Source organism: Bacillus cereus group sp. BfR-BA-01330 (genome assembly GCF_022663885.1).
Lineage (GTDB): Bacteria > Bacillota > Bacilli > Bacillales > Bacillaceae_G > Bacillus_A > Bacillus_A cereus.
Genome location: NZ_JAKUGK010000015.1, coordinates 14,123 through 33,663 on the forward strand (window position 1 = coordinate 14,123; position 19,541 = coordinate 33,663).

A 19,541-nucleotide genomic window follows, 5' to 3' on the forward strand; every position below is an offset into this window, starting at 1 on the left:
CCCCCTCAGAGTACATGAGCATGTAGGGAAGACAATTCTTCCCACTTACTCACTGCTTGATAAACCCTTTGTAATGGCGTTTTACCAGTTGGCTTTCTAGCTGCTTCATTGTTTCTAAAGCAACGCCGACAACGATTAACATACTCGTTCCACCGATCTGTGCAGATGGAGGAAGATTTCCCAATTTCGTAAAGATAACTGGTAAGATTGCAATCGCTGCTAGGAAAATTGATCCTACAAAGGTCAAACGATACAAGATTTTTGTTAGATATTGTTCCGTATTCTTACCCGGACGAATACCTGGAACATATCCACCTTGCTTGTTTAGATTCTCTGACATTTGCTCTGGATTAACCTGAACAAATGCATAGAAATATGTGAAGGCTACAATGAGCGCAACATATATGATCATTCCCACTGGGTGAGAATAGTTAAAGTTTGCAATAATCCACTGCGATACATCATGTTTCGGGAAGAACTGTGCAATAGTCGGAGGCGTAATTAAGAATGAAACAGCAAAAATTACTGGAATAACACCAGCACTATTTACCTTAAGCGGTAAATGTGTGTTTTGTGCTCCAGCATAACCACCATTTCCTCCTGTTACACGCTTCGCATATTGAATTGGGATCTTTCTAACAGCCTGTTGAATGAAAATAACACCCACAATAACTGCTAGCACAGCTAGTAAAATCAATGCAACTTTAACGATACTCATGAACAATTGATCTCCGATATTTTGAAACTGTTGCTGATACACTTGAGATATAACACTTGGGATCGCTGCGGCAATACCGCCAAAGATAAGGATGGAAATACCATTACCTACACCTTTAGCTGTAATCTGTTCACCTAACCACATTAAAAATGCAGTACCAGCAGTCAGTACCGTAGCAATGTATAAATAAGTGCTCCAACCTGGATTCAAAATTAATTGTCCACCTACCATACCGTTAAAACCGATTGACATACCAAACCCCTGAATAAACGCAAGAACAATTGTAAAGTAACGCGTGAATTGCGTTAATTTACGACGGCCCATTTCACCTTGCTTCGACCATTCCGAAAATTTAGGAACAACATCCATCTGCAATAATTGCACGATGATGGATGCTGTAATATACGGCATGATTCCCATCGCAAAGATGGAGAAGTTTTTCAAGGCTCCACCGCCAAATGTATTTAGAATACCTAAAGCATTTAATTGATCTTGTGCCTTCAGTACGTCTCCATTTGTAAATGGCACGGGGATAAACGTGCCAATCCTGAATACGATTAACATCGCTAAAGTGAATAATATTTTACGTCTTATCTCAGCAACGCGCATAAAGTTGGAGATTGTACGAAACATTAGATCACCTCAACTGATCCGCCAGCTGCTTCAATTGCTTCTTTAGCACTTGAAGAGAACTTGTGCGCTTTAACAGTTAGTTTTTTCTCTACTGCTCCGCTTGCAAGAACTTTAACACCGTCGTTTAACTTGCTGATAACGCCAGTTTCCAGCAATAATTCAGGTGTTACTTCTGTACCATCTTCAAAACGATTTAACGTTGATAAGTTTACAATAGCAAACTCTTTACGGTTAATGTTTGTGAAGCCGCGTTTTGGTAAACGACGGAATAATGGAGTTTGACCACCTTCGAAGCCAAGACGAACACCGCCGCCAGAACGTGCGTTTTGTCCTTTATGACCTTTACCAGCAGTTTTACCGTTACCAGAACCGATACCACGACCGACACGGTTACGTACTTTACGAGAACCTTCTGCAGGTTTTAATTCATGAAGTTTCATTCCCAGGCACCTCCTTATATTAATGAGTTATCCTTAAGCTTCTTTTACAGTTACAAGGTGAGAAACTTTGTTGATCATACCAAGAATAGCAGGAGTTTCTTCCTTAACTACAGTTGAATTCAACTTTTTAAGACCTAAAGCTTCTACCGTCGCACGTTGATCTTGTGGACGACCAATTACACTACGAGTGAGGGTAATTTCTAACTTTTTCGCCATTTGTTTTCCCTCCTTAACCTAGTAGCTCTTCTACAGATTTACCGCGTAATTTTGCAACATCTTCAGCGCGCTTAAGTTCGCTTAATCCGTTCACAGTAGCGCGAATCATGTTGATTGGTGTGTTAGAACCAAGAGATTTCGAAAGAATATCTTGTACACCAGCTAATTCAAGGACCGCACGAACAGGTCCACCAGCAATAACACCAGTACCCTCAGCAGCAGGTTTTAAGAATACTTCACCAGCGCCAAAATGACCGTTGATTGTGTGTGGAATTGTTGTACCAACTAATGGTACAGCGATTAAGTTTTTCTTAGCGTCTTCGATAGCTTTACGGATTGCGTCTGGTACCTCTTGTGCTTTACCAGTACCGAATCCAACATGACCGTTTTTATCGCCAACTACAACTAGTGCAGCAAAGCGGAAACGACGACCACCCTTAACAACTTTCGCGACACGATTTATCGTAACTACACGTTCTTCAAGTTCTAATTTACTTGGGTCAATGCGATGCATCAATTTTCCCTCCTTTGACCATTAAAATTGTAATCCAGCCTCACGAGCAGCTTCAGCTAGAGCTTTAACACGGCCATGGTATAAGTAACCACCGCGATCAAATACTACTTCTTTAACGCCTTTCTCTACAGCACGCTTAGCAACTGATTCTCCAACTTTCGTAGCAGCTTCAATATTGCTAGTACCGTTAAGAGCAAGGTCTTTATCAAGAGTAGATGCACTTACTAACGTTACACCATTCACATCATCAATAACTTGAGCGTAAATATGTTGGTTAGAACGGAACACGTTTAAACGTGGACGCTCTGCAGTACCAGTAAGTTTAGCACGTACACGTGCATGTCTTTTCTTACGAGTCGCATTTTTATCAGCTTTAGTGATCATTCTTGTCACTCCTTTCTCTCACCTAACGGGTTTACTTAGCAGTTTTACCTTCTTTACGACGAACAACTTCGCCTTCGTAACGAATACCTTTACCTTTGTAAGGCTCAGGAGCACGTACAGCACGGATGTTAGCAGCGAATTCGCCAACACGTTGCTTGTCGATACCTTTAATTACGATCTTAGTTGGTGCAGGTACTTCAACTTCAAGACCTGCTTCCGGAGTCATTTCTACTGGATGAGAATAACCTACGCTTAATACAAGTTTATCACCTTGTTTTTGAGCACGGTAACCAACACCGACTAATTCAAGTCCGCGTGCGAAACCTTCAGTTACACCTTCAACCATGTTTCCGATTAAAGCACGAGTTGTACCGTGTAATGCACGGTGTTCCTTCTGTTCAGATGGACGCTCAACTGTTAATGTATTCTCTTCAATTTTGATAAGCATATCAGCATTGAAAGTACGAGTTAATTCACCTTTAGGGCCTTTTACTGTTACAGTATTGTCTTCTGCAACTGTAATAGTAACACCTGCAGGGATTTCAAGAATCTTTTTACCAATACGAGACATGTGGTCACACCTCCGTTCGTTTTAAATATATATTACCAAACGTATGCTACTACTTCTCCACCAGTTTGTAATTGACGAGCGTCTTTGTCTGTCATTACTCCCTTAGATGTAGAAACAAGAGCGATACCTAATCCGTTAAGTACACGTGGTACTTCGTCAGCTTTAGCGTAAACGCGTAAGCCAGGTTTACTGATACGTTTTAATCCAGTGATTACACGTTCATTGTTTGCACCATATTTCAGGAAAATACGAAGGATACCTTGTTTGTTATCCTCGATGTATTCTACATCACGAATGAAACCTTCACGTTTTAAAAGTTCAGCGATCTCTTTTTTGATTTTAGAAGCAGGAACCTCTAATTTCTCATGACGTACCATGTTCGCATTACGGATGCGAGTAAGCATGTCTGCAATTGGATCTGTCATCACCATGTGTTTTACCTCCTTCCCATTTGTGGGTTTTACCAACTAGCTTTTTTAACACCAGGAATTTGACCTTTATATGCAAGTTCACGGAAACAAATACGGCAAAGTTTAAATTTGCGGTATACAGAATGCGGACGACCGCAGCGTTCGCAACGTGTATACTCTTGTACTTTAAACTTAGGAGTACGCTTTTGTTTCGCTATCATAGATTTTTTAGCCACGTTTTCGCCTCCTCTACTTAGCGTTGGCTTCCATTATTTTTGGAATGGCATACCGAATTGTGTTAAAAGTTCACGAGCTTCTTCATCAGTTTTCGCTGTAGTAACGATTACGATGTCCATACCGCGGACTTTGCTTACTTTATCATAATCAATCTCAGGGAAAATAAGTTGCTCTTTAACACCTAATGTATAGTTTCCACGACCATCGAATGATTTCTTAGAAACACCACGGAAATCACGTACACGTGGTAAAGAAACTGATACTAATTTGTCGAAGAACTCATACATTTGCTCGCCGCGTAAAGTTACTTTCGCACCGATTGGCATACCTTCACGAAGACGGAAACCAGCGATTGATTTTTTAGCACGAGTTACAACAGGTTTTTGACCTGTGATTTGTGTTAATTCTTCTACTGCGTTGTCTAACGCTTTTGAGTTAGATACCGCGTCACCAACACCAGTGTTGATTACGATCTTTTCGATTTTTGGTACCTGCATTACAGATTTATAGTTAAACTTGCTCACTAGAGCAGGAGTAATTTCCTTTTGGAACTTCTCTTTAAGGCGATTCAATGAAGTGACCTCCTTTCTTAAGAAAATTATTTATCTAATAATTCACCAGATTTTTTTGCAATACGAACTTTTTTACCATCTTCTACTTTGAAGCCTACGCGAGTAGGTTCACCTGTTTTCGGATCTAAAATCATAACGTTAGAAACGTGAATAGGTGCTTCTTTAGTAATAATTCCACCTTGTGGATTTAATTGAGATGGCTTAGAGTGCTTCTTAACGATATTGACACCCTCAACGATAACACGGTTTTGCTTTGGGAAAGCCACAAGGATAACGCCTTGTTTTCCTTTGTCTTTACCAGTGATTACCTGTACTTTATCACCTTTTTTTACATGCATCTTAATTCTGCACCTCCTTAGCAAGGCAATACCTTAAATTATAGAACTTCTGGAGCTAAAGAAACGATCTTCATGAAGTTGCTATCACGTAATTCACGAGCTACTGGTCCGAAGATACGAGTACCACGTGGGCTCTTATCGTCTTTAATGATAACCGCTGCGTTTTCATCAAATTTGATGTAAGAACCGTCCGGACGACGAGCTCCGCTCTTCGTACGTACTACTACTGCTTTAACAACGTCACCTTTTTTAACAACGCCACCTGGTGTTGCTTGTTTTACCGTAGCAACGATAATGTCACCAATGTTAGCATATTTACGACCAGAGCCGCCTAATACTTTAATTGTTAAAAGTTCACGTGCACCAGAGTTGTCAGCAACTTTCAAACGAGATTCTTGTTGGATCATGTTATGAAACCTCCCTTCGGACTAAAAATTCCGATTCGTCTATTTAGATAATAACCGCTTCTTCAACGATTTCAACTAAACGGAAACGCTTAGTAGCAGAAAGCGGGCGAGTTTCCATGATTTTAACGATATCGCCAAGTTTCGCTTGGTTTTGCTCATCATGGGCTTTGTACTTCTTAGAATACTTAACACGTTTTCCGTACAAGGAATGAGTTTTGTAAGTTTCAACTAAAACTGTAATCGTTTTGTCCATTTTGTCAGACACTACACGACCAGTATAAACTTTGCGTTGGTTACGTTCGCTCACTATGCAAACCTCCCCTCAATTTATCGATTAATTCCGATCTCTCTTTCACGAACTACAGTTTTCATACGAGCAATTGCTTTACGCACTTCACGAATGCGAGTTGGATTCTCTAATTGTCCTGTAGCAAGTTGGAAGCGAAGATTAAACAACTCTTCCTTTAAAGCTTTAACTTTTGTTTCGATTTCGGCAGTGGTTAATTCACGAATATCATTAGTTTTCATTAGATTCACCACCATTTTCTTCACGTTTTACGAATTTACATTTCACAGGTAACTTGTGAGCTGCAAGACGTAATGCTTCGCGTGCTACCTCTTCAGATACACCCGCGATTTCGAACATAATTTTCCCAGGTTTTACTACTGCTACCCAGCCTTCTGGTGCCCCTTTACCGGAACCCATACGTACTTCTAGAGGTTTTGCAGTGTAAGGTTTAGAAGGGAAAATTTTAATCCATACTTTACCGCCACGTTTCATGTAACGAGTCATTGCACGACGAGCAGCTTCGATTTGACGGTTTGTAATCCATGAAGCAGCTTGTGCTTGTAAACCGAATTCACCGAAAGCAATTTCAGTTCCACCTTTAGCACGACCACGCATTTTACCACGATGCTCTCTACGATATTTTACGCGTTTTGGCATTAACATATTATTTTCCTCCTTCCTCAGAAGCTTTCTTTTTTGTAGGAAGGACTTCTCCACGGTAGATCCATACTTTTACGCCTAATTTACCGTATGTTGTATCAGCTTCAACTGCTGCATAGTCAATATCAGCGCGAAGTGTATGAAGTGGAACAGTTCCTTCACTGTAAGATTCTGCACGAGCGATATCAGCTCCGCCAAGACGACCAGAAACCTGTGTTTTAATACCTTTAGCACCTGCACGCATAGCACGTTGAATAACTTGCTTTTGTGCACGACGGAATGATACACGGTTTTCTAATTGACGAGCGATGTTTTCGCCTACTAATTTAGCGTTAAGATCAGCTCTCTTAACTTCTAAAATGTTGATGTGTACACGCTTGCCTGTTAATTGGTTAAGAGCTTTACGAAGTGCTTCAACTTCAGTACCACCTTTACCAATTACCATACCAGGTTTTGCAGTGTGAATTGTAACATTTACACGATTTGCTGCACGTTCGATTTCTACTTTAGCAACAGCAGAATCTTTTAAGCGTACATTAATGTACTCACGGATTTTGATGTCTTCATGTAATAATGTAGCGTAATCTTTCTCAGCGAACCAACGAGATTCCCAGTCACGGATAACGCCGACACGAAGACCAATTGGATTAACCTTTTGACCCATCGATTATCCCTCCTTCTTTTCTGATACCACAACTGTGATGTGGCTTGTGCGTTTGTTAATTTGGCTTGCACGACCCATTGCACGTGGACGGAAACGTTTTAACGTTGGACCTTCGTCAACGAAAACTTTTTCTACAACTAGGTTGTTAATGTCCATCTCATAATTGTGCTCTGCATTTGCGATTGCAGATTTTAAAACTTTTTCTACAACTGGAGAAGCAGTTTTTGGTGTGTGGTTAAGGATAGCAATCGCTTCACCCACTTGCTTACCTCGGATTAAGTCTACTACTAAACGAACTTTACGAGGAGCAATACGAACTGTTCTCGCTACTGCTTTAGCTTGCATTGAAGTGCCTCCTCTCATTATCTTCTAGTTTTCTTATCGTCAGCAAGGTGACCTTTGTACGTACGAGTTGGTGCGAATTCACCTAACTTATGGCCAACCATATCCTCAGTGATGTACACAGGTACGTGTTTACGACCATCATATACAGCGATTGTGTGTCCGATGAACTGAGGGAAGATTGTTGAACGGCGAGACCAAGTTTTAACAACTTGTTTTTGCTCAGATGCAACTAATTTTTCCATTTTGCTCATTAAGTGATCATCGACAAATGGTCCTTTTTTTAAGCTACGAGCCATTTTGGTGCCTCCCTTCGTGATTGGCGTACGGTTCTAGAAATGAACCGTACTACAATCCCATTATTTTTTACGACGACGAACGATAAATTTGTCAGACGCTTTGTTTTTCTTACGAGTCTTGAATCCAAGAGTTGGTTTACCCCATGGAGACATTGGAGACTTACGTCCGATTGGAGAACGTCCTTCACCACCACCGTGTGGGTGATCAACAGGGTTCATTACAGAACCACGAACTGTTGGGCGTTTACCTAACCAGCGAGAGCGACCTGCTTTACCGATTTTGATAAGTTCGTGTTGTTCGTTACCTACTTGACCGATTGAAGCGCGACAAGCAGATAATACAAGACGTACTTCACCAGAAGTTAAACGTACAAGTACGTATTTACCTTCTTTACCAAGTACTTGAGCAGATGTACCAGCAGAACGAACTAATTGTCCGCCACGACCAGGCTTAAGCTCGATGTTATGAACAACAGTACCTACTGGAATGTTGATTAATGGTAATGCGTTACCGATTTTAATGTCAGCTTCTGGGCCAGACATAACTTCCATACCTACTTCTAAAGATTTAGGAGCAAGAATGTAACGTTTTTCACCGTCAACGTAGTTAATTAATGCGATATTCGCAGAGCGGTTTGGATCGTATTCGATCGTAGCAACGCGTCCTGGAATTCCATCTTTGTTACGCTTAAAGTCGATGATACGGTATTGACGCTTATGTCCGCCACCTTGATGACGTACAGTGATTTTACCTTGGTTATTACGACCAGCCTTCTTGCTTAAAGGAGCAAGTAATGACTTTTCGGGTCTATCAGTCGTGATTTCAGCGAAATCATTCGTAGTCATATTACGACGACCGTTAGTAGTTGGATTATACTTTTTGATTCCCATCTCAATTTCCCTCCTTCTTTAGTAAGAATTAAACGCCTTGGAAGATTTCGATTTCTTTGCTGTCAGCAGTTAGCTTAACGATTGCTTTACGACGACGGCTAGTAAAACCAGCGTGACGACCAACGCGTTTTGCTTTCGGCTTGTAGTTCATGATGTTCACTTTTTCTACTTTAACACCAAAGATCGCTTCAAGAGCATCTTTAACTTCTGTTTTATTAGATTTAACGTCCACATCGAACGTGTATTTTTTTTCAGCCATCATTTCCATAGAACGTTCAGTGATAACTGGGCGCTTAATGATATCACGAGGATCTCTCATTATGCAAGCACCTCCTCTACTTTTTCCACTGCCGCTTTTGTCATGATTAGCTTATCATGATGAAGCACGTCTAAAACGTTTACGCCATCAGCAGTGATTACTGTTACTCCAGGGATATTGCGAGCAGATAACTCTACAGATTCGTTTGCATCAGCAGTTACGATAAGAGCTTTCTTCTCAACAGTTAATCCTTTAAGTACTGCTAGCATGTCTTTTGTTTTTGGTGCATTTAACACTAGGTCTTCAAGAACTACAATGTTGTTCTCAACTACTTTAGTAGCTAATGCAGATTTGATTGCTAAACGACGAACTTTCTTAGGAAGTTTGTACGCATAGCTTCTTGGTGTAGGTCCGAATACCGTACCACCACCACGCCATTGAGGAGAGCGGATAGACCCTTGACGAGCACGTCCAGTTCCTTTTTGACGCCATGGTTTACGACCACCACCGCGAACTTCAGAGCGAGTTTTTACTTTGTGTGTACCTTGACGTAAAGATGCACGTTGCATCATTACAGCTTCGAAAAGTACAGCTTCATTTGGTTCGATACCGAAAATAGCTTCAGCTAATTCGATTTCACCAACCTGTGAACCAGTTTGGTTATATACAGTAACTTTTGGCATTGGAATTCCTCCTTCCTATTGTGAATTATTTGCTAACCTTCACAGCGCCTTGAACAACTACAAGAGATTTCTTAGCACCTGGAACGTTACCTTTTACTAGTAATAAGTTGCGCTCAGTGTCAACTTGAACGATTTCTAAGTTTTGGATAGTAACTTGGTCTCCACCCATACGTCCAGCAAGTTTTTTGCCTTTGAATACACGGTTCGGAGCAACTGGGCCCATTGAACCTGGACGACGGTGATAGCGAGAACCATGAGACATAGGTCCGCGAGATTGTCCGTGGCGTTTGATAACACCTTGGAAACCTTTACCTTTAGAAATTCCTGTTACATCAACGATTTCACCTGTAGCAAATACGTCAACTTTTACCTCTTGACCAACCTCTAATCCGTCCACGTCTGCATCGCGGATTTCGCGAATGAAGCGCTTAGGAGTTGTAGATGCTTTAGCAGTGTGGCCTTGTTCAGGTTTGTTAGTTAACTTTTCACGTTTATCTTCAAATCCTAACTGGATTGCATTGTAGCCATCAGTTTCAGTTGTTTTCTTTTGAAGAACAACGTTTGGATTAGCAGCGATAACTGTTACTGGGATTAACTCACCGTTCTCAGCAAATACTTGAGTCATACCGATCTTTCTTCCTAAGATTCCTTTGGTCATGAGTTACACCTCCTACATTTTTAAGTTATATAAATTATAGTTTGATTTCGATATCTACACCAGATGGTAAGTCTAAACGCATTAATGAATCTACTGTTTGTGGAGTAGGACTCACGATGTCGATTAGACGTTTGTGCGTGCGCATTTCGAATTGCTCACGAGAATCTTTGTACTTATGAACAGCACGAAGAATTGTGTAAACAGTTTTTTCAGTTGGTAATGGGATCGGACCAGAAACTGTTGCCCCAGAACGCTTAGCTGTTTCTACAATTTTCTCAGCTGACTGATCAAGAATACGGTGATCGTAAGCTTTTAAACGGATACGAATTTTTTCTTTTGCCATTATTTTCCCTCCTTCGTTCGCCTATTTCTAAAATAGACCTTCTCCATGGAAATTTCCCCACACCATGCCATGGCAAAGCGGCCGGGTGTGTCAGCAACCTTCCACTTCATCGCAGTCAAAGACCAACATTGTCTATTATACAATGTTATTCGTCTAGATGCAAGCATCTTTTTGTTTGCATCTGCTTTTCTCTACTTTTGCTATTATACATGGCACTTTAAAGAATTTCAAGTTTTCATCTAACAGAATTCATTTTACAGTTTCTGGATTATCTTTTGTCGTTTTTATAATACTATAGAAGAAACTCGTCAAAACAAAAAACACCCTCTTCTTCCTTATATAAACGCAAACAAAAAACCTAAGGGAAAATCCCTTAGGTTTTTTTATATCAGTTAAGATTACTCAACGATAGTAGCAACTACACCGTAACCTACTGTACGTCCACCTTCACGAATAGAGAATTTAGTTCCCTCTTCGATAGCGATTGGAGCGATAAGTTCGATAGTCATTTCGATGTTGTCACCAGGCATTACCATTTCAGTACCTTCTGGTAATTGGATGATACCAGTTACGTCAGTTGTACGGAAGTAGAACTGAGGACGGTAGTTAGCGAAGAATGGAGTGTGACGTCCACCTTCTTCTTTAGATAATACGAAAACTTCAGCTTTGAATTTAGCGTGAGCTTTTACAGAACCGCTTTTTGCAAGTACTTGTCCACGTTGGATGTCTTCACGAGCAACCCCACGAAGTAAAGCACCGATGTTGTCTCCAGCTTGAGCTTGGTCAAGAAGTTTACGGAACATCTCTACACCAGTTACAGTTGTAGAAGCATTTTCTTCAGCAAGACCGATGATTTCTACTACGTCACCAACTTTAACGATACCGCGCTCAACACGACCAGTAGCAACTGTACCACGACCTGTGATAGAGAATACGTCCTCTACAGGCATTAAGAATGGTTTGTCAGTTTCACGTTCTGGAGTTGGGATGTAAGCATCAACTTCAGCCATTAATTCAATGATTTTTGCTTCCCAATCAGCTTCTCCTTGAAGAGCTTTAAGAGCAGAACCTTTGATTACAGGAATGTCGTCGCCTGGGAATCCGTATTCAGATAATAGGTCGCGAACTTCCATTTCTACTAATTCTAATAATTCTTCGTCATCTACCATGTCGCATTTGTTTAAGAATACAACGATGTAAGGAACACCTACTTGACGAGAAAGAAGGATGTGCTCACGTGTTTGAGGCATTGGGCCATCAGCAGCAGATACTACTAAGATACCGCCGTCCATTTGAGCAGCACCAGTGATCATGTTTTTAACATAGTCAGCGTGACCTGGGCAGTCAACGTGTGCATAGTGACGAGTTTCAGTTTCGTACTCAACGTGTGCAGTTGAGATTGTGATACCGCGCTCTCTTTCTTCTGGAGCAGCATCGATTTGATCGTATCCGCGTGCTTCAGCACCACCAGCTTTTGCAAGAACTGTAGTGATCGCAGCAGTTAATGTAGTTTTACCATGGTCAACGTGGCCGATTGTACCGATGTTAACATGGGGTTTAGAACGTTCGAATTTAGCTTTAGCCATTCTAAATTCCTCCTTAGTTTATATAGGTTATTTTATATTTAGACTAGAAAGTGAAACTTACGTCCCACTTTCTAAGCTTACATAAGTAGTTATACTTGAACAATCGATAAAAATCAATTATTCACCTTTATTTTTTTTGATAATTTCTTCAGAAACAGACTTTGGTACTTCTTCATAGTGGTCAAACACCATAGAGAATGTTCCGCGTCCTTGAGTGTTAGAACGTAATGACGTTGCATAACCGAACATTTCAGAAAGTGGAACCATAGCGCGAACAACTTGTGCGTTACCGCGAGCTTCCATACCTTCTACACGTCCACGACGAGATGTTACGTCACCCATAATGTCACCCATGTACTCTTCAGGAATTACAACTTCAACTTTCATCATTGGCTCAAGAATTACTGGGCTACATTTAGAAACCGCAGCTTTAAGTGCCATAGATGCAGCGATTTTGAACGCCATCTCAGATGAATCGACATCATGGTAAGATCCGTCAACTAATGCAGCTTTAATGTCAACTAGTGGATAACCAGCTAGTACACCATTTTTAAGTGCATCTTCAAGACCTGCTCCAACAGCTGGGATGTATTCACGAGGAACTACACCACCGACGATCTTGTTTTCGAATTCGAATCCTTTACCTTCTTCGTTAGGTTCAAACTCAATCCAAACGTGACCGAATTGTCCACGACCACCAGATTGACGAGCGAACTTACCTTCAACTTTCGCAGCAGCGCGGAAAGTCTCACGGTATGCTACCTGAGGAGCACCAACGTTTGCTTCCACTTTGAATTCACGGCGCATACGGTCAACGATGATATCAAGGTGAAGTTCACCCATACCAGCGATGATAGTTTGGCCAGTTTCTTGGTCAGTGTGAGCACGGAATGTTGGATCTTCTTCAGAAAGCTTAGATAATGCTGTACCCATTTTATCTTGGTCAGCTTTAGATTTTGGTTCGATAGCTACAGAGATAACTGGCTCTGGGAATTCCATAGACTCAAGGATAACAAGGCTCTTCTCGTCACAAAGAGTATCACCAGTAGTAGTATCTTTTAAACCTACAGCAGCAGCGATATCACCAGCATAAACTGTTGAAATCTCTTCACGGCTGTTAGCGTGCATTTGTAGGATACGACCTACACGCTCACGCTTACCTTTAGTTGAGTTTTTCACGTATGATCCAGAGTTTAACACACCAGAGTACACACGGAAGAACGTTAACTTACCAACATAAGGGTCAGTCATGATTTTGAATGCTAAAGCTGCGAATGGTTCTTCATCGCTAGACTTACGTTCTACTTCTTCATCTGTATCCGGTAGAGTACCTTTAATAGCAGGTACATCTAGTGGAGATGGAAGGTAGTCGATAACTGCGTCTAACAGAATTTGAACACCTTTGTTTTTGAATGCAGAACCACAGATTACTGGGAAGAATTCTACAGAAGTTGTAGCCTTACGGATACCAGCTTTAAGCTCTTCTACAGTGATTTCTTCACCTTCTAGGTACTTCATCATCATTTCTTCATCAAGCTCAGCTACCGCTTCAATAAGTTTTCCACGGTATTCTTCAGCTAATTCTTTGTGCTCTTCAGGAATTTCAACACGTTGAATGTCTGTTCCTAAATCGTTACCGTACATGTAAGCACACTCTTCAACAAGGTCAATGATACCATTGAACTCATCTTCAGCACCGATTGGTAACTGAATTGGATGTGCGTTTGCTTGTAAACGATCGTGGATTGTTCCTACAGAGTATAAGAAATCTGCACCAATCTTATCCATTTTGTTAACGAATACGATACGAGGTACGCCGTAAGTAGTAGCCTGACGCCAAACAGTTTCTGTTTGTGGTTCTACACCAGATTGCGCATCAAGTACTGCTACAGCGCCATCAAGTACGCGTAAAGAACGTTCTACTTCTACTGTGAAATCTACGTGTCCTGGAGTATCAATGATGTTTACACGATGACCTTTCCATTGTGCTGTAGTTGCAGCAGAAGTAATTGTGATACCACGCTCTTGCTCTTGCTCCATCCAGTCCATCTGAGATGCACCTTCGTGAGTTTCACCGATTTTATGAATACGTCCTGTGTAGTACAGAATACGCTCAGTTGCTGTTGTTTTACCAGCATCGATGTGAGCCATGATACCAATATTACGAGTGTTTTCTAAAGAGAACTCTCTTGCCATTTGGTGTCTTGCTCCTTCCATATATGGATTGGATTTTTTTATTTTAAGTAGCAAAAAAGCCACTTTATATTGTTACACATGTCAGTATGTCCAGTACTCTCATTATGTAAAACGAGCGCCCGATGAAAGGGAGAGGCATTCTCCCTCTCCACACTTCCATAAGCGACAAATAAAGCGGTTTATGCTTACATTTATTTTACGTTGAATCCTACCAACGGTAATGAGCAAATGCTTTGTTAGCTTCTGCCATTTTATGAGTGTCTTCACGTTTCTTAACAGATGCACCAGCGTTGTTAGCTGCATCTAAGATTTCGTTAGCAAGACGCTCTTCCATAGTTTTTTCACCACGAAGACGAGCGTAGTTTACTAACCAACGAAGACCTAAAGTTGTACGGCGTTCTGGACGAACCTCAACTGGAACTTGGTAGTTAGCACCACCAACACGACGAGCGCGTACTTCAAGAACAGGCATGATGTTCTTAAGAGCTTGCTCGAATACTTCCATTGGCTCTTTACCAGTACGTTCGTTTACGATATCGAACGCATTATAAAGAATTGTTTGAGATTTACCTTTTTTACCGTCAACCATCATTTTGTTGATAAGGCGTGTTACTAGCTTCGAATTGTACATTGGATCTGGTAACACGTCACGTTTCGCAACAGGTCCTTTACGAGGCATATTGAGTTCCTCCTTTCATTTTAAAGTTATTATTTTTTAGCAGGTTTTGGTCTCTTAGTACCATATTTAGAACGTCCTTGCATACGTTTGTCAACACCAGCTGTGTCAAGCGCACCACGAACGATGTGGTAACGTACCCCCGGTAAATCCTTTACACGACCACCGCGAATTAATACTACGCTATGCTCTTGTAGGTTATGACCGATACCTGGGATGTAAGCTGTAACCTCGATACCGTTTGTTAAACGTACACGAGCGTATTTACGTAACGCTGAGTTAGGTTTCTTTGGAGTCATTGTACCAACACGAGTACATACACCACGTTTTTGAGGTGCAGAGATATCAGTTGATTTTTTCTTTAAAGAGTTAAAACCTTTGTTTAACGCAGGTGATTTAGATTTCCATACTTTATCAGTACGACCATTTCTCACTAATTGGTTAATAGTAGGCATTTGATTATCCTCCCTTCGCATGTTTGTATGACCACATATCCAGGTGGTTCATTATTAGTTGAAAACAAAGTTTTTGCAAGGAAGAGCAAATGCTCTCTCCTCACAAAAACAGTTTTAACTTATTATTCCTATTGCTGAAGCTCCCACTTGAATCCCCGAAGCTTTACCAAGCTTACGAACTGATTCAACTTTTGTTATGGGCACGTTATATTGCATTGCAATACGAATGATAGCATGGGTTAACCGCATGTCAGCATCCTCTGCGATGACAACTTCTTTAACTGTACCATTTTTGATTGCTTCCAATGTGCGTTTATGACCAACGACTACATTTTCAGCAGTTGATACTTTTTGATAAGACATATAAATATCCTCCAAAGCATCGTTCAGGAGCAACCTTGATTATAGTAACATTTTGACTCATACAATGTCAACTAAGATTAATTGTTTTTATACAAAATTTATGACGAAAAATTTTACTGTTCCACATAAACCTCATCGTTTTCTACGTTCATGTCATCTTGTGTTGTTTTTACAAGATCCACTTTGCGATAACGATTCATACCTGTTCCAGCAGGAACAAGTTTACCGATAATAACATTTTCTTTTAATCCTAGAAGTTCATCGCGTTTACCCTTAATTGCTGCATCAGTTAAGACACGAGTTGTTTCTTGGAACGATGCTGCAGATAAGAATGAATCTGTTTCAAGTGAAGCTTTTGTAATACCAAGTAGAACAGGTCTAGCTGTTGCTGGTTGCTTACCTTGCAGTAAGACCTTAGCATTCGCATCAGTAAACTGATGGATATCTAGTAATGTTCCTGGTAATACATCTGTTTCACCTGCATCACTTACACGAACTTTACGTAACATTTGACGTACCATTACCTCTACGTGTTTGTCACCAATTTCTACCCCTTGCATACGGTATACTTTTTGAACTTCACGTAATAAGTATTCTTGAACCGCCGTAATGTCCGTTACTTTTAGTAATTCTTTCGGATCAATAGAACCTTCTGTTAACTCTTTACCGTGGCTAATTGGCTGTCCTGGAGTTACTTTCAGACGAGCACCGTAAGGAATAGCATACGTACGAGCTTCAACTTCACCCTGTACAACTACTTCTTGGCGATCTTTAACGTCGTTGATCGCTGCGATAACACCGTCGATTTCACTGATAACTGCCTGACCTTTCGGATTACGAGCTTCGAAGATCTCTTGGATACGAGGTAAACCTTGAGTAATATCATCTCCGGCAACCCCACCTGTATGGAATGTACGCATCGTTAACTGTGTACCTGGCTCACCGATAGATTGAGCTGCGATAATACCTACCGCTTCTCCTACTTCTACGTCTGTTCCAGTTGCTAAGTTACGACCGTAACACTTCTTACATACACCGTGGCGAGTGTTACACGTAAACGCTGAACGAATGTTTACAGTTTCAACACCCGAATTTTCAACGATATGAGCGATATCTTCAGTAATTAATTGATTTTCAGCAACTAATACTTCACCTGTTTCAGGATGTTTTACAGTTTTTCTTGCAAAACGTCCAACAAGACGATCATATAATGACTCGATAACTTCATTACCCTCTTTAATCGCACCAATTAATAAACCGCGATCTGTTCCACAATCATCTTCACGAACGATTACATCTTGTGCAACGTCAACAAGACGACGTGTTAAGTAACCAGAATCGGCAGTTTTAAGTGCTGTATCGGCAAGACCTTTACGCGCACCATGCGTAGAGATGAAGTACTCAAGTACTGTTAAACCTTCACGGAAACTCGATTTGATTGGAAGTTCGATGATACGACCAGATGGATTGGCCATAAGACCACGCATACCAGCAAGCTGAGTAAAGTTAGATGCGTTACCACGGGCACCTGAGTCACTCATCATGAAGATTGGGTTGCGTTTATTCAAGGATTTCATCAGTTTTCCTTGGATAACATCTTTTGCATTACTCCAAATAGAGATAACGCGATCGTAACGTTCTTCTTCCGTGATTAAACCGCGACGGAATTGTTTAATTACATTATCTACTTTTGCTTGTGCTTCGTGGAGAATTTCATCTTTTTCGCCTAATACAAGAATGTCAGATACCCCAACTGTAATACCAGCTTTTGTAGAGTACTTGAATCCTAAGTTTTTCATACGGTCAAGCATGCGAGACGTTTCTGTAATTTGGAAACGTTTGAACACTTCCGCAATGATGTTACCAAGTATCTTCTTGCTAAATGGCGCCACTTCTTCGCGACTAGCAATAATTTCTTTAATGTTCGCACCTTTTTCAACGAAATATTTCGCTGGTGTTTCTTTTTCAAGGTTTGAATTTGTTGGTTCATTAATATAAGGGAACGACTCTGGTAAGATTTCGTTAAATATTAATTTACCAACTGTTGTTAATAGAAGCATACTCTTTTGCTCTTCAGTAAATGTTGCGTTGTTTACTGCACTTGCAGCTACTGCAACACGTGTATGAAGATGAACATATCCATTTTGATATGCAAGCAATGCTTCATTTGCATCTTTGAAGACCATACCTTCACCGATTGCACCTTCACGCTCAAGTGTTAAGTAATAGTTACCTAATACCATATCCTGAGATGGAGTAACAACTGGTTTACCGTCTTTCGGGTTCAAGATGTTTTGTGCCGCTAACATAAGAAGACGAGCTTCAGCTTGAGCTTCTGATGATAAAGGTACGTGAACGGCCATTTGGTCACCGTCAAAGTCCGCGTTGTATGCAGTACATACAAGTGGGTGAAGACGGATTGCGCGACCTTCTACTAATGTAGGTTCAAACGCCTGGATACCAAGACGGTGAAGTGTTGGTGCGCGGTTTAGAAGTACTGGATGTTCTTTAATCACAGACTCTAAAACGTCCCAAACTTCAGGTTGTACACGCTCGATTTTACGTTTCGCACTCTTAATGTTATGTGCTAATCCTTTTTCAACTAACTCTTTCATTACGAAAGGTTTGAACAGTTCAAGCGCCATTTCTTTTGGCAATCCACATTGATACATCTTTAAGTTCGGTCCTACAACGATTACAGAACGACCAGAGTAGTCAACACGTTTACCTAATAAGTTTTGACGGAAACGTCCTTGTTTACCTTTAAGCATGTGAGATAGTGATTTTAATGGACGGTTACCTGGCCCAGTAACTGGACGGCCACGACGACCATTATCGATTAATGCGTCTACAGCTTCTTGTAACATACGTTTTTCGTTTTGAACAATGATGCTTGGTGCACCTAAGTCCAATAGACGTTTTAAACGGTTGTTACGGTTAATTACACGACGGTATAAGTCGTTTAAGTCAGAAGTAGCAAAACGTCCACCGTCTAACTGTACCATTGGGCGTAGTTCTGGTGGGATTACTGGTAGAACATCTAAGATCATCCAAGACGGTTCATTTCCAGAGTTACGGAATGCTTCTAATACTTCTAGACGTTTAATAGCACGAGTACGGCGTTGTCCTTGTGCTGTTTTTAATTCTTCTTTTAAGAAGTCTACTTCTTTATCTAAATCGATGTCTTGTAGTAGCTTTTTAATTGCTTCTGCACCCATAGCAGCTTGGAATGTGCTACCATATCGATCACGATATGCACGGTATTCTTTTTCAGAAAGTAATTGCTTCTTATCAAGTGGTGTATCTCCACTTTCTGTTACAACATAAGAAGCGAAATAAATTACTTCTTCAAGCGCGCGAGGGGACATGTCTAAGACAAGTCCCATGCGGCTCGGGATACCTTTGAAATACCAAATATGAGATACAGGAGCAGCTAATTCGATATGACCCATACGTTCACGACGTACTTTTGCACGCGTTACTTCAACGCCACATCGATCACAAACTACACCTTTATAACGTACACGTTTGTATTTTCCGCAATGACATTCCCAGTCCTTTTGTGGTCCGAAAATACGCTCACAGAATAAGCCATCTTTTTCAGGCTTTAACGTACGATAGTTAATAGTTTCTGGTTTCTTAACTTCACCGTATGACCAAGAACGAATCTTGTCAGGTGAAGCAAGTCCAATCTTCATATATTCAAAGTTATTTACATCTATCAAGGGGCCTACCTC

Annotated in this window: 28 protein-coding genes; all 28 read right to left on the reverse strand. The window is 40.8% G+C overall.

Features of this window, described 5'->3' with window-relative positions:
- Nucleotides 1–49 precede the first annotated feature (49 nt).
- On the reverse strand, nt 50–1,351 hold the full coding sequence (gene secY, locus MR112_RS27570; protein ID WP_000490117.1) for a preprotein translocase subunit SecY: 1,302 nt from the start codon (nt 1,349–1,351) through the stop codon (nt 50–52).
- Nucleotides 1,351–1,791: a 50S ribosomal protein L15 gene (gene rplO, locus MR112_RS27575; RefSeq protein WP_000766081.1), complete on the reverse strand. Its 441-nt coding sequence runs from the start codon at nt 1,789–1,791 to the stop codon at nt 1,351–1,353. The genes secY and rplO overlap by 1 nt, the downstream gene beginning before the upstream one ends.
- A gap of 33 nt (nt 1,792–1,824) precedes the next feature.
- Nucleotides 1,825–2,007 (reverse strand): 50S ribosomal protein L30, encoded by a 183-nt coding sequence (rpmD, locus tag MR112_RS27580; protein ID WP_001085234.1) that lies wholly within the window; start codon nt 2,005–2,007, stop codon nt 1,825–1,827.
- Between the two features lie 13 nt (nt 2,008–2,020).
- Nucleotides 2,021–2,521 carry a 30S ribosomal protein S5 gene (rpsE, locus tag MR112_RS27585; protein WP_000554646.1) on the reverse strand — a complete coding sequence of 167 codons (501 nt, stop codon included), beginning with the start codon at nt 2,519–2,521 and terminating at the stop codon, nt 2,021–2,023.
- A 21-nt stretch (nt 2,522–2,542) separates the two neighbouring features.
- The gene (rplR, locus tag MR112_RS27590; RefSeq protein WP_000628816.1) at nt 2,543–2,905 is read right to left on the reverse strand and encodes a 50S ribosomal protein L18; all 363 of its coding nucleotides are present in this window, start codon (nt 2,903–2,905) and stop codon (nt 2,543–2,545) included.
- Between the two features lie 31 nt (nt 2,906–2,936).
- Nucleotides 2,937–3,476 carry a 50S ribosomal protein L6 gene (gene rplF / locus MR112_RS27595; protein ID WP_000086558.1) on the reverse strand — a complete coding sequence of 180 codons (540 nt, stop codon included), beginning with the start codon at nt 3,474–3,476 and terminating at the stop codon, nt 2,937–2,939.
- Nucleotides 3,477–3,508: 32 nt separating this feature from the next.
- Nucleotides 3,509–3,907, reverse strand: a complete 399-nt coding sequence (gene rpsH, locus MR112_RS27600; RefSeq protein WP_000245511.1) for a 30S ribosomal protein S8 — start codon at nt 3,905–3,907, stop codon at nt 3,509–3,511.
- 29 nt (nt 3,908–3,936) lie between these two features.
- Complete coding sequence (rpsN, locus tag MR112_RS27605; protein ID WP_001085700.1) at nt 3,937–4,122, reverse strand: 30S ribosomal protein S14; 186 nt, start codon at nt 4,120–4,122, stop codon at nt 3,937–3,939.
- Between the two features lie 33 nt (nt 4,123–4,155).
- Nucleotides 4,156–4,695 (reverse strand): 50S ribosomal protein L5, encoded by a 540-nt coding sequence (gene rplE / locus MR112_RS27610; protein WP_001080831.1) that lies wholly within the window; start codon nt 4,693–4,695, stop codon nt 4,156–4,158.
- 26 nt (nt 4,696–4,721) lie between these two features.
- The gene (rplX, locus tag MR112_RS27615; RefSeq protein ID WP_000558200.1) at nt 4,722–5,033 is read right to left on the reverse strand and encodes a 50S ribosomal protein L24; all 312 of its coding nucleotides are present in this window, start codon (nt 5,031–5,033) and stop codon (nt 4,722–4,724) included.
- A 38-nt stretch (nt 5,034–5,071) separates the two neighbouring features.
- Nucleotides 5,072–5,440, reverse strand: a complete 369-nt coding sequence (gene rplN / locus MR112_RS27620; RefSeq protein ID WP_000615912.1) for a 50S ribosomal protein L14 — start codon at nt 5,438–5,440, stop codon at nt 5,072–5,074.
- 43 nt (nt 5,441–5,483) lie between these two features.
- Nucleotides 5,484–5,747 (reverse strand): 30S ribosomal protein S17, encoded by a 264-nt coding sequence (gene rpsQ / locus MR112_RS27625; protein WP_000004106.1) that lies wholly within the window; start codon nt 5,745–5,747, stop codon nt 5,484–5,486.
- A gap of 20 nt (nt 5,748–5,767) precedes the next feature.
- On the reverse strand, nt 5,768–5,968 hold the full coding sequence (gene rpmC / locus MR112_RS27630) for a 50S ribosomal protein L29 (RefSeq protein ID WP_000855718.1): 201 nt from the start codon (nt 5,966–5,968) through the stop codon (nt 5,768–5,770).
- Nucleotides 5,958–6,392: a 50S ribosomal protein L16 gene (rplP, locus tag MR112_RS27635; protein WP_000928969.1), complete on the reverse strand. Its 435-nt coding sequence runs from the start codon at nt 6,390–6,392 to the stop codon at nt 5,958–5,960. The genes rpmC and rplP overlap by 11 nt, the downstream gene beginning before the upstream one ends.
- A 1-nt stretch (nt 6,393) precedes the next feature.
- Nucleotides 6,394–7,053 carry a 30S ribosomal protein S3 gene (gene rpsC / locus MR112_RS27640; RefSeq protein WP_000529956.1) on the reverse strand — a complete coding sequence of 220 codons (660 nt, stop codon included), beginning with the start codon at nt 7,051–7,053 and terminating at the stop codon, nt 6,394–6,396.
- A gap of 3 nt (nt 7,054–7,056) precedes the next feature.
- Nucleotides 7,057–7,398, reverse strand: coding sequence for a 50S ribosomal protein L22 (gene rplV, locus MR112_RS27645; protein WP_001148024.1), 342 nt, complete (start codon nt 7,396–7,398; stop codon nt 7,057–7,059).
- A 17-nt stretch (nt 7,399–7,415) separates the two neighbouring features.
- The gene (rpsS, locus tag MR112_RS27650; RefSeq protein ID WP_000124454.1) at nt 7,416–7,694 is read right to left on the reverse strand and encodes a 30S ribosomal protein S19; all 279 of its coding nucleotides are present in this window, start codon (nt 7,692–7,694) and stop codon (nt 7,416–7,418) included.
- Nucleotides 7,695–7,754: 60 nt separating this feature from the next.
- Nucleotides 7,755–8,585: a 50S ribosomal protein L2 gene (gene rplB / locus MR112_RS27655; protein WP_000511583.1), complete on the reverse strand. Its 831-nt coding sequence runs from the start codon at nt 8,583–8,585 to the stop codon at nt 7,755–7,757.
- A 28-nt stretch (nt 8,586–8,613) separates the two neighbouring features.
- Nucleotides 8,614–8,904, reverse strand: coding sequence for a 50S ribosomal protein L23 (gene rplW, locus MR112_RS27660; protein ID WP_001205558.1), 291 nt, complete (start codon nt 8,902–8,904; stop codon nt 8,614–8,616).
- A complete protein-coding gene (gene rplD, locus MR112_RS27665) occupies nt 8,904–9,527 on the reverse strand; it encodes a 50S ribosomal protein L4 (protein ID WP_001127258.1) in 624 nt (207 codons plus the stop codon). The genes rplW and rplD overlap by 1 nt, the downstream gene beginning before the upstream one ends.
- Nucleotides 9,528–9,552: 25 nt before the next feature.
- Entirely contained in the window at nt 9,553–10,185 is a 633-nt protein-coding gene (gene rplC / locus MR112_RS27670) for a 50S ribosomal protein L3 (RefSeq protein WP_000160207.1), read from the reverse strand.
- 34 nt (nt 10,186–10,219) lie between these two features.
- Nucleotides 10,220–10,528 carry a 30S ribosomal protein S10 gene (gene rpsJ / locus MR112_RS27675; protein WP_001040596.1) on the reverse strand — a complete coding sequence of 103 codons (309 nt, stop codon included), beginning with the start codon at nt 10,526–10,528 and terminating at the stop codon, nt 10,220–10,222.
- Between the two features lie 398 nt (nt 10,529–10,926).
- Nucleotides 10,927–12,114: an elongation factor Tu gene (tuf, locus tag MR112_RS27680; protein ID WP_001029614.1), complete on the reverse strand. Its 1,188-nt coding sequence runs from the start codon at nt 12,112–12,114 to the stop codon at nt 10,927–10,929.
- Nucleotides 12,115–12,231: 117 nt separating this feature from the next.
- A complete protein-coding gene (fusA, locus tag MR112_RS27685; RefSeq protein ID WP_000090370.1) occupies nt 12,232–14,310 on the reverse strand; it encodes an elongation factor G in 2,079 nt (692 codons plus the stop codon).
- Nucleotides 14,311–14,518: 208 nt separating this feature from the next.
- Complete coding sequence (rpsG, locus tag MR112_RS27690) at nt 14,519–14,989, reverse strand: 30S ribosomal protein S7 (protein ID WP_001137491.1); 471 nt, start codon at nt 14,987–14,989, stop codon at nt 14,519–14,521.
- A gap of 29 nt (nt 14,990–15,018) precedes the next feature.
- Nucleotides 15,019–15,441: a 30S ribosomal protein S12 gene (rpsL, locus tag MR112_RS27695; RefSeq protein WP_001142341.1), complete on the reverse strand. Its 423-nt coding sequence runs from the start codon at nt 15,439–15,441 to the stop codon at nt 15,019–15,021.
- Between the two features lie 114 nt (nt 15,442–15,555).
- The gene (locus tag MR112_RS27700; protein ID WP_000121836.1) at nt 15,556–15,804 is read right to left on the reverse strand and encodes a 50S ribosomal protein L7ae-like protein; all 249 of its coding nucleotides are present in this window, start codon (nt 15,802–15,804) and stop codon (nt 15,556–15,558) included.
- Between the two features lie 113 nt (nt 15,805–15,917).
- Complete coding sequence (gene rpoC / locus MR112_RS27705) at nt 15,918–19,529, reverse strand: DNA-directed RNA polymerase subunit beta' (protein ID WP_000567939.1); 3,612 nt, start codon at nt 19,527–19,529, stop codon at nt 15,918–15,920.
- Nucleotides 19,530–19,541 lie beyond the last annotated feature (12 nt).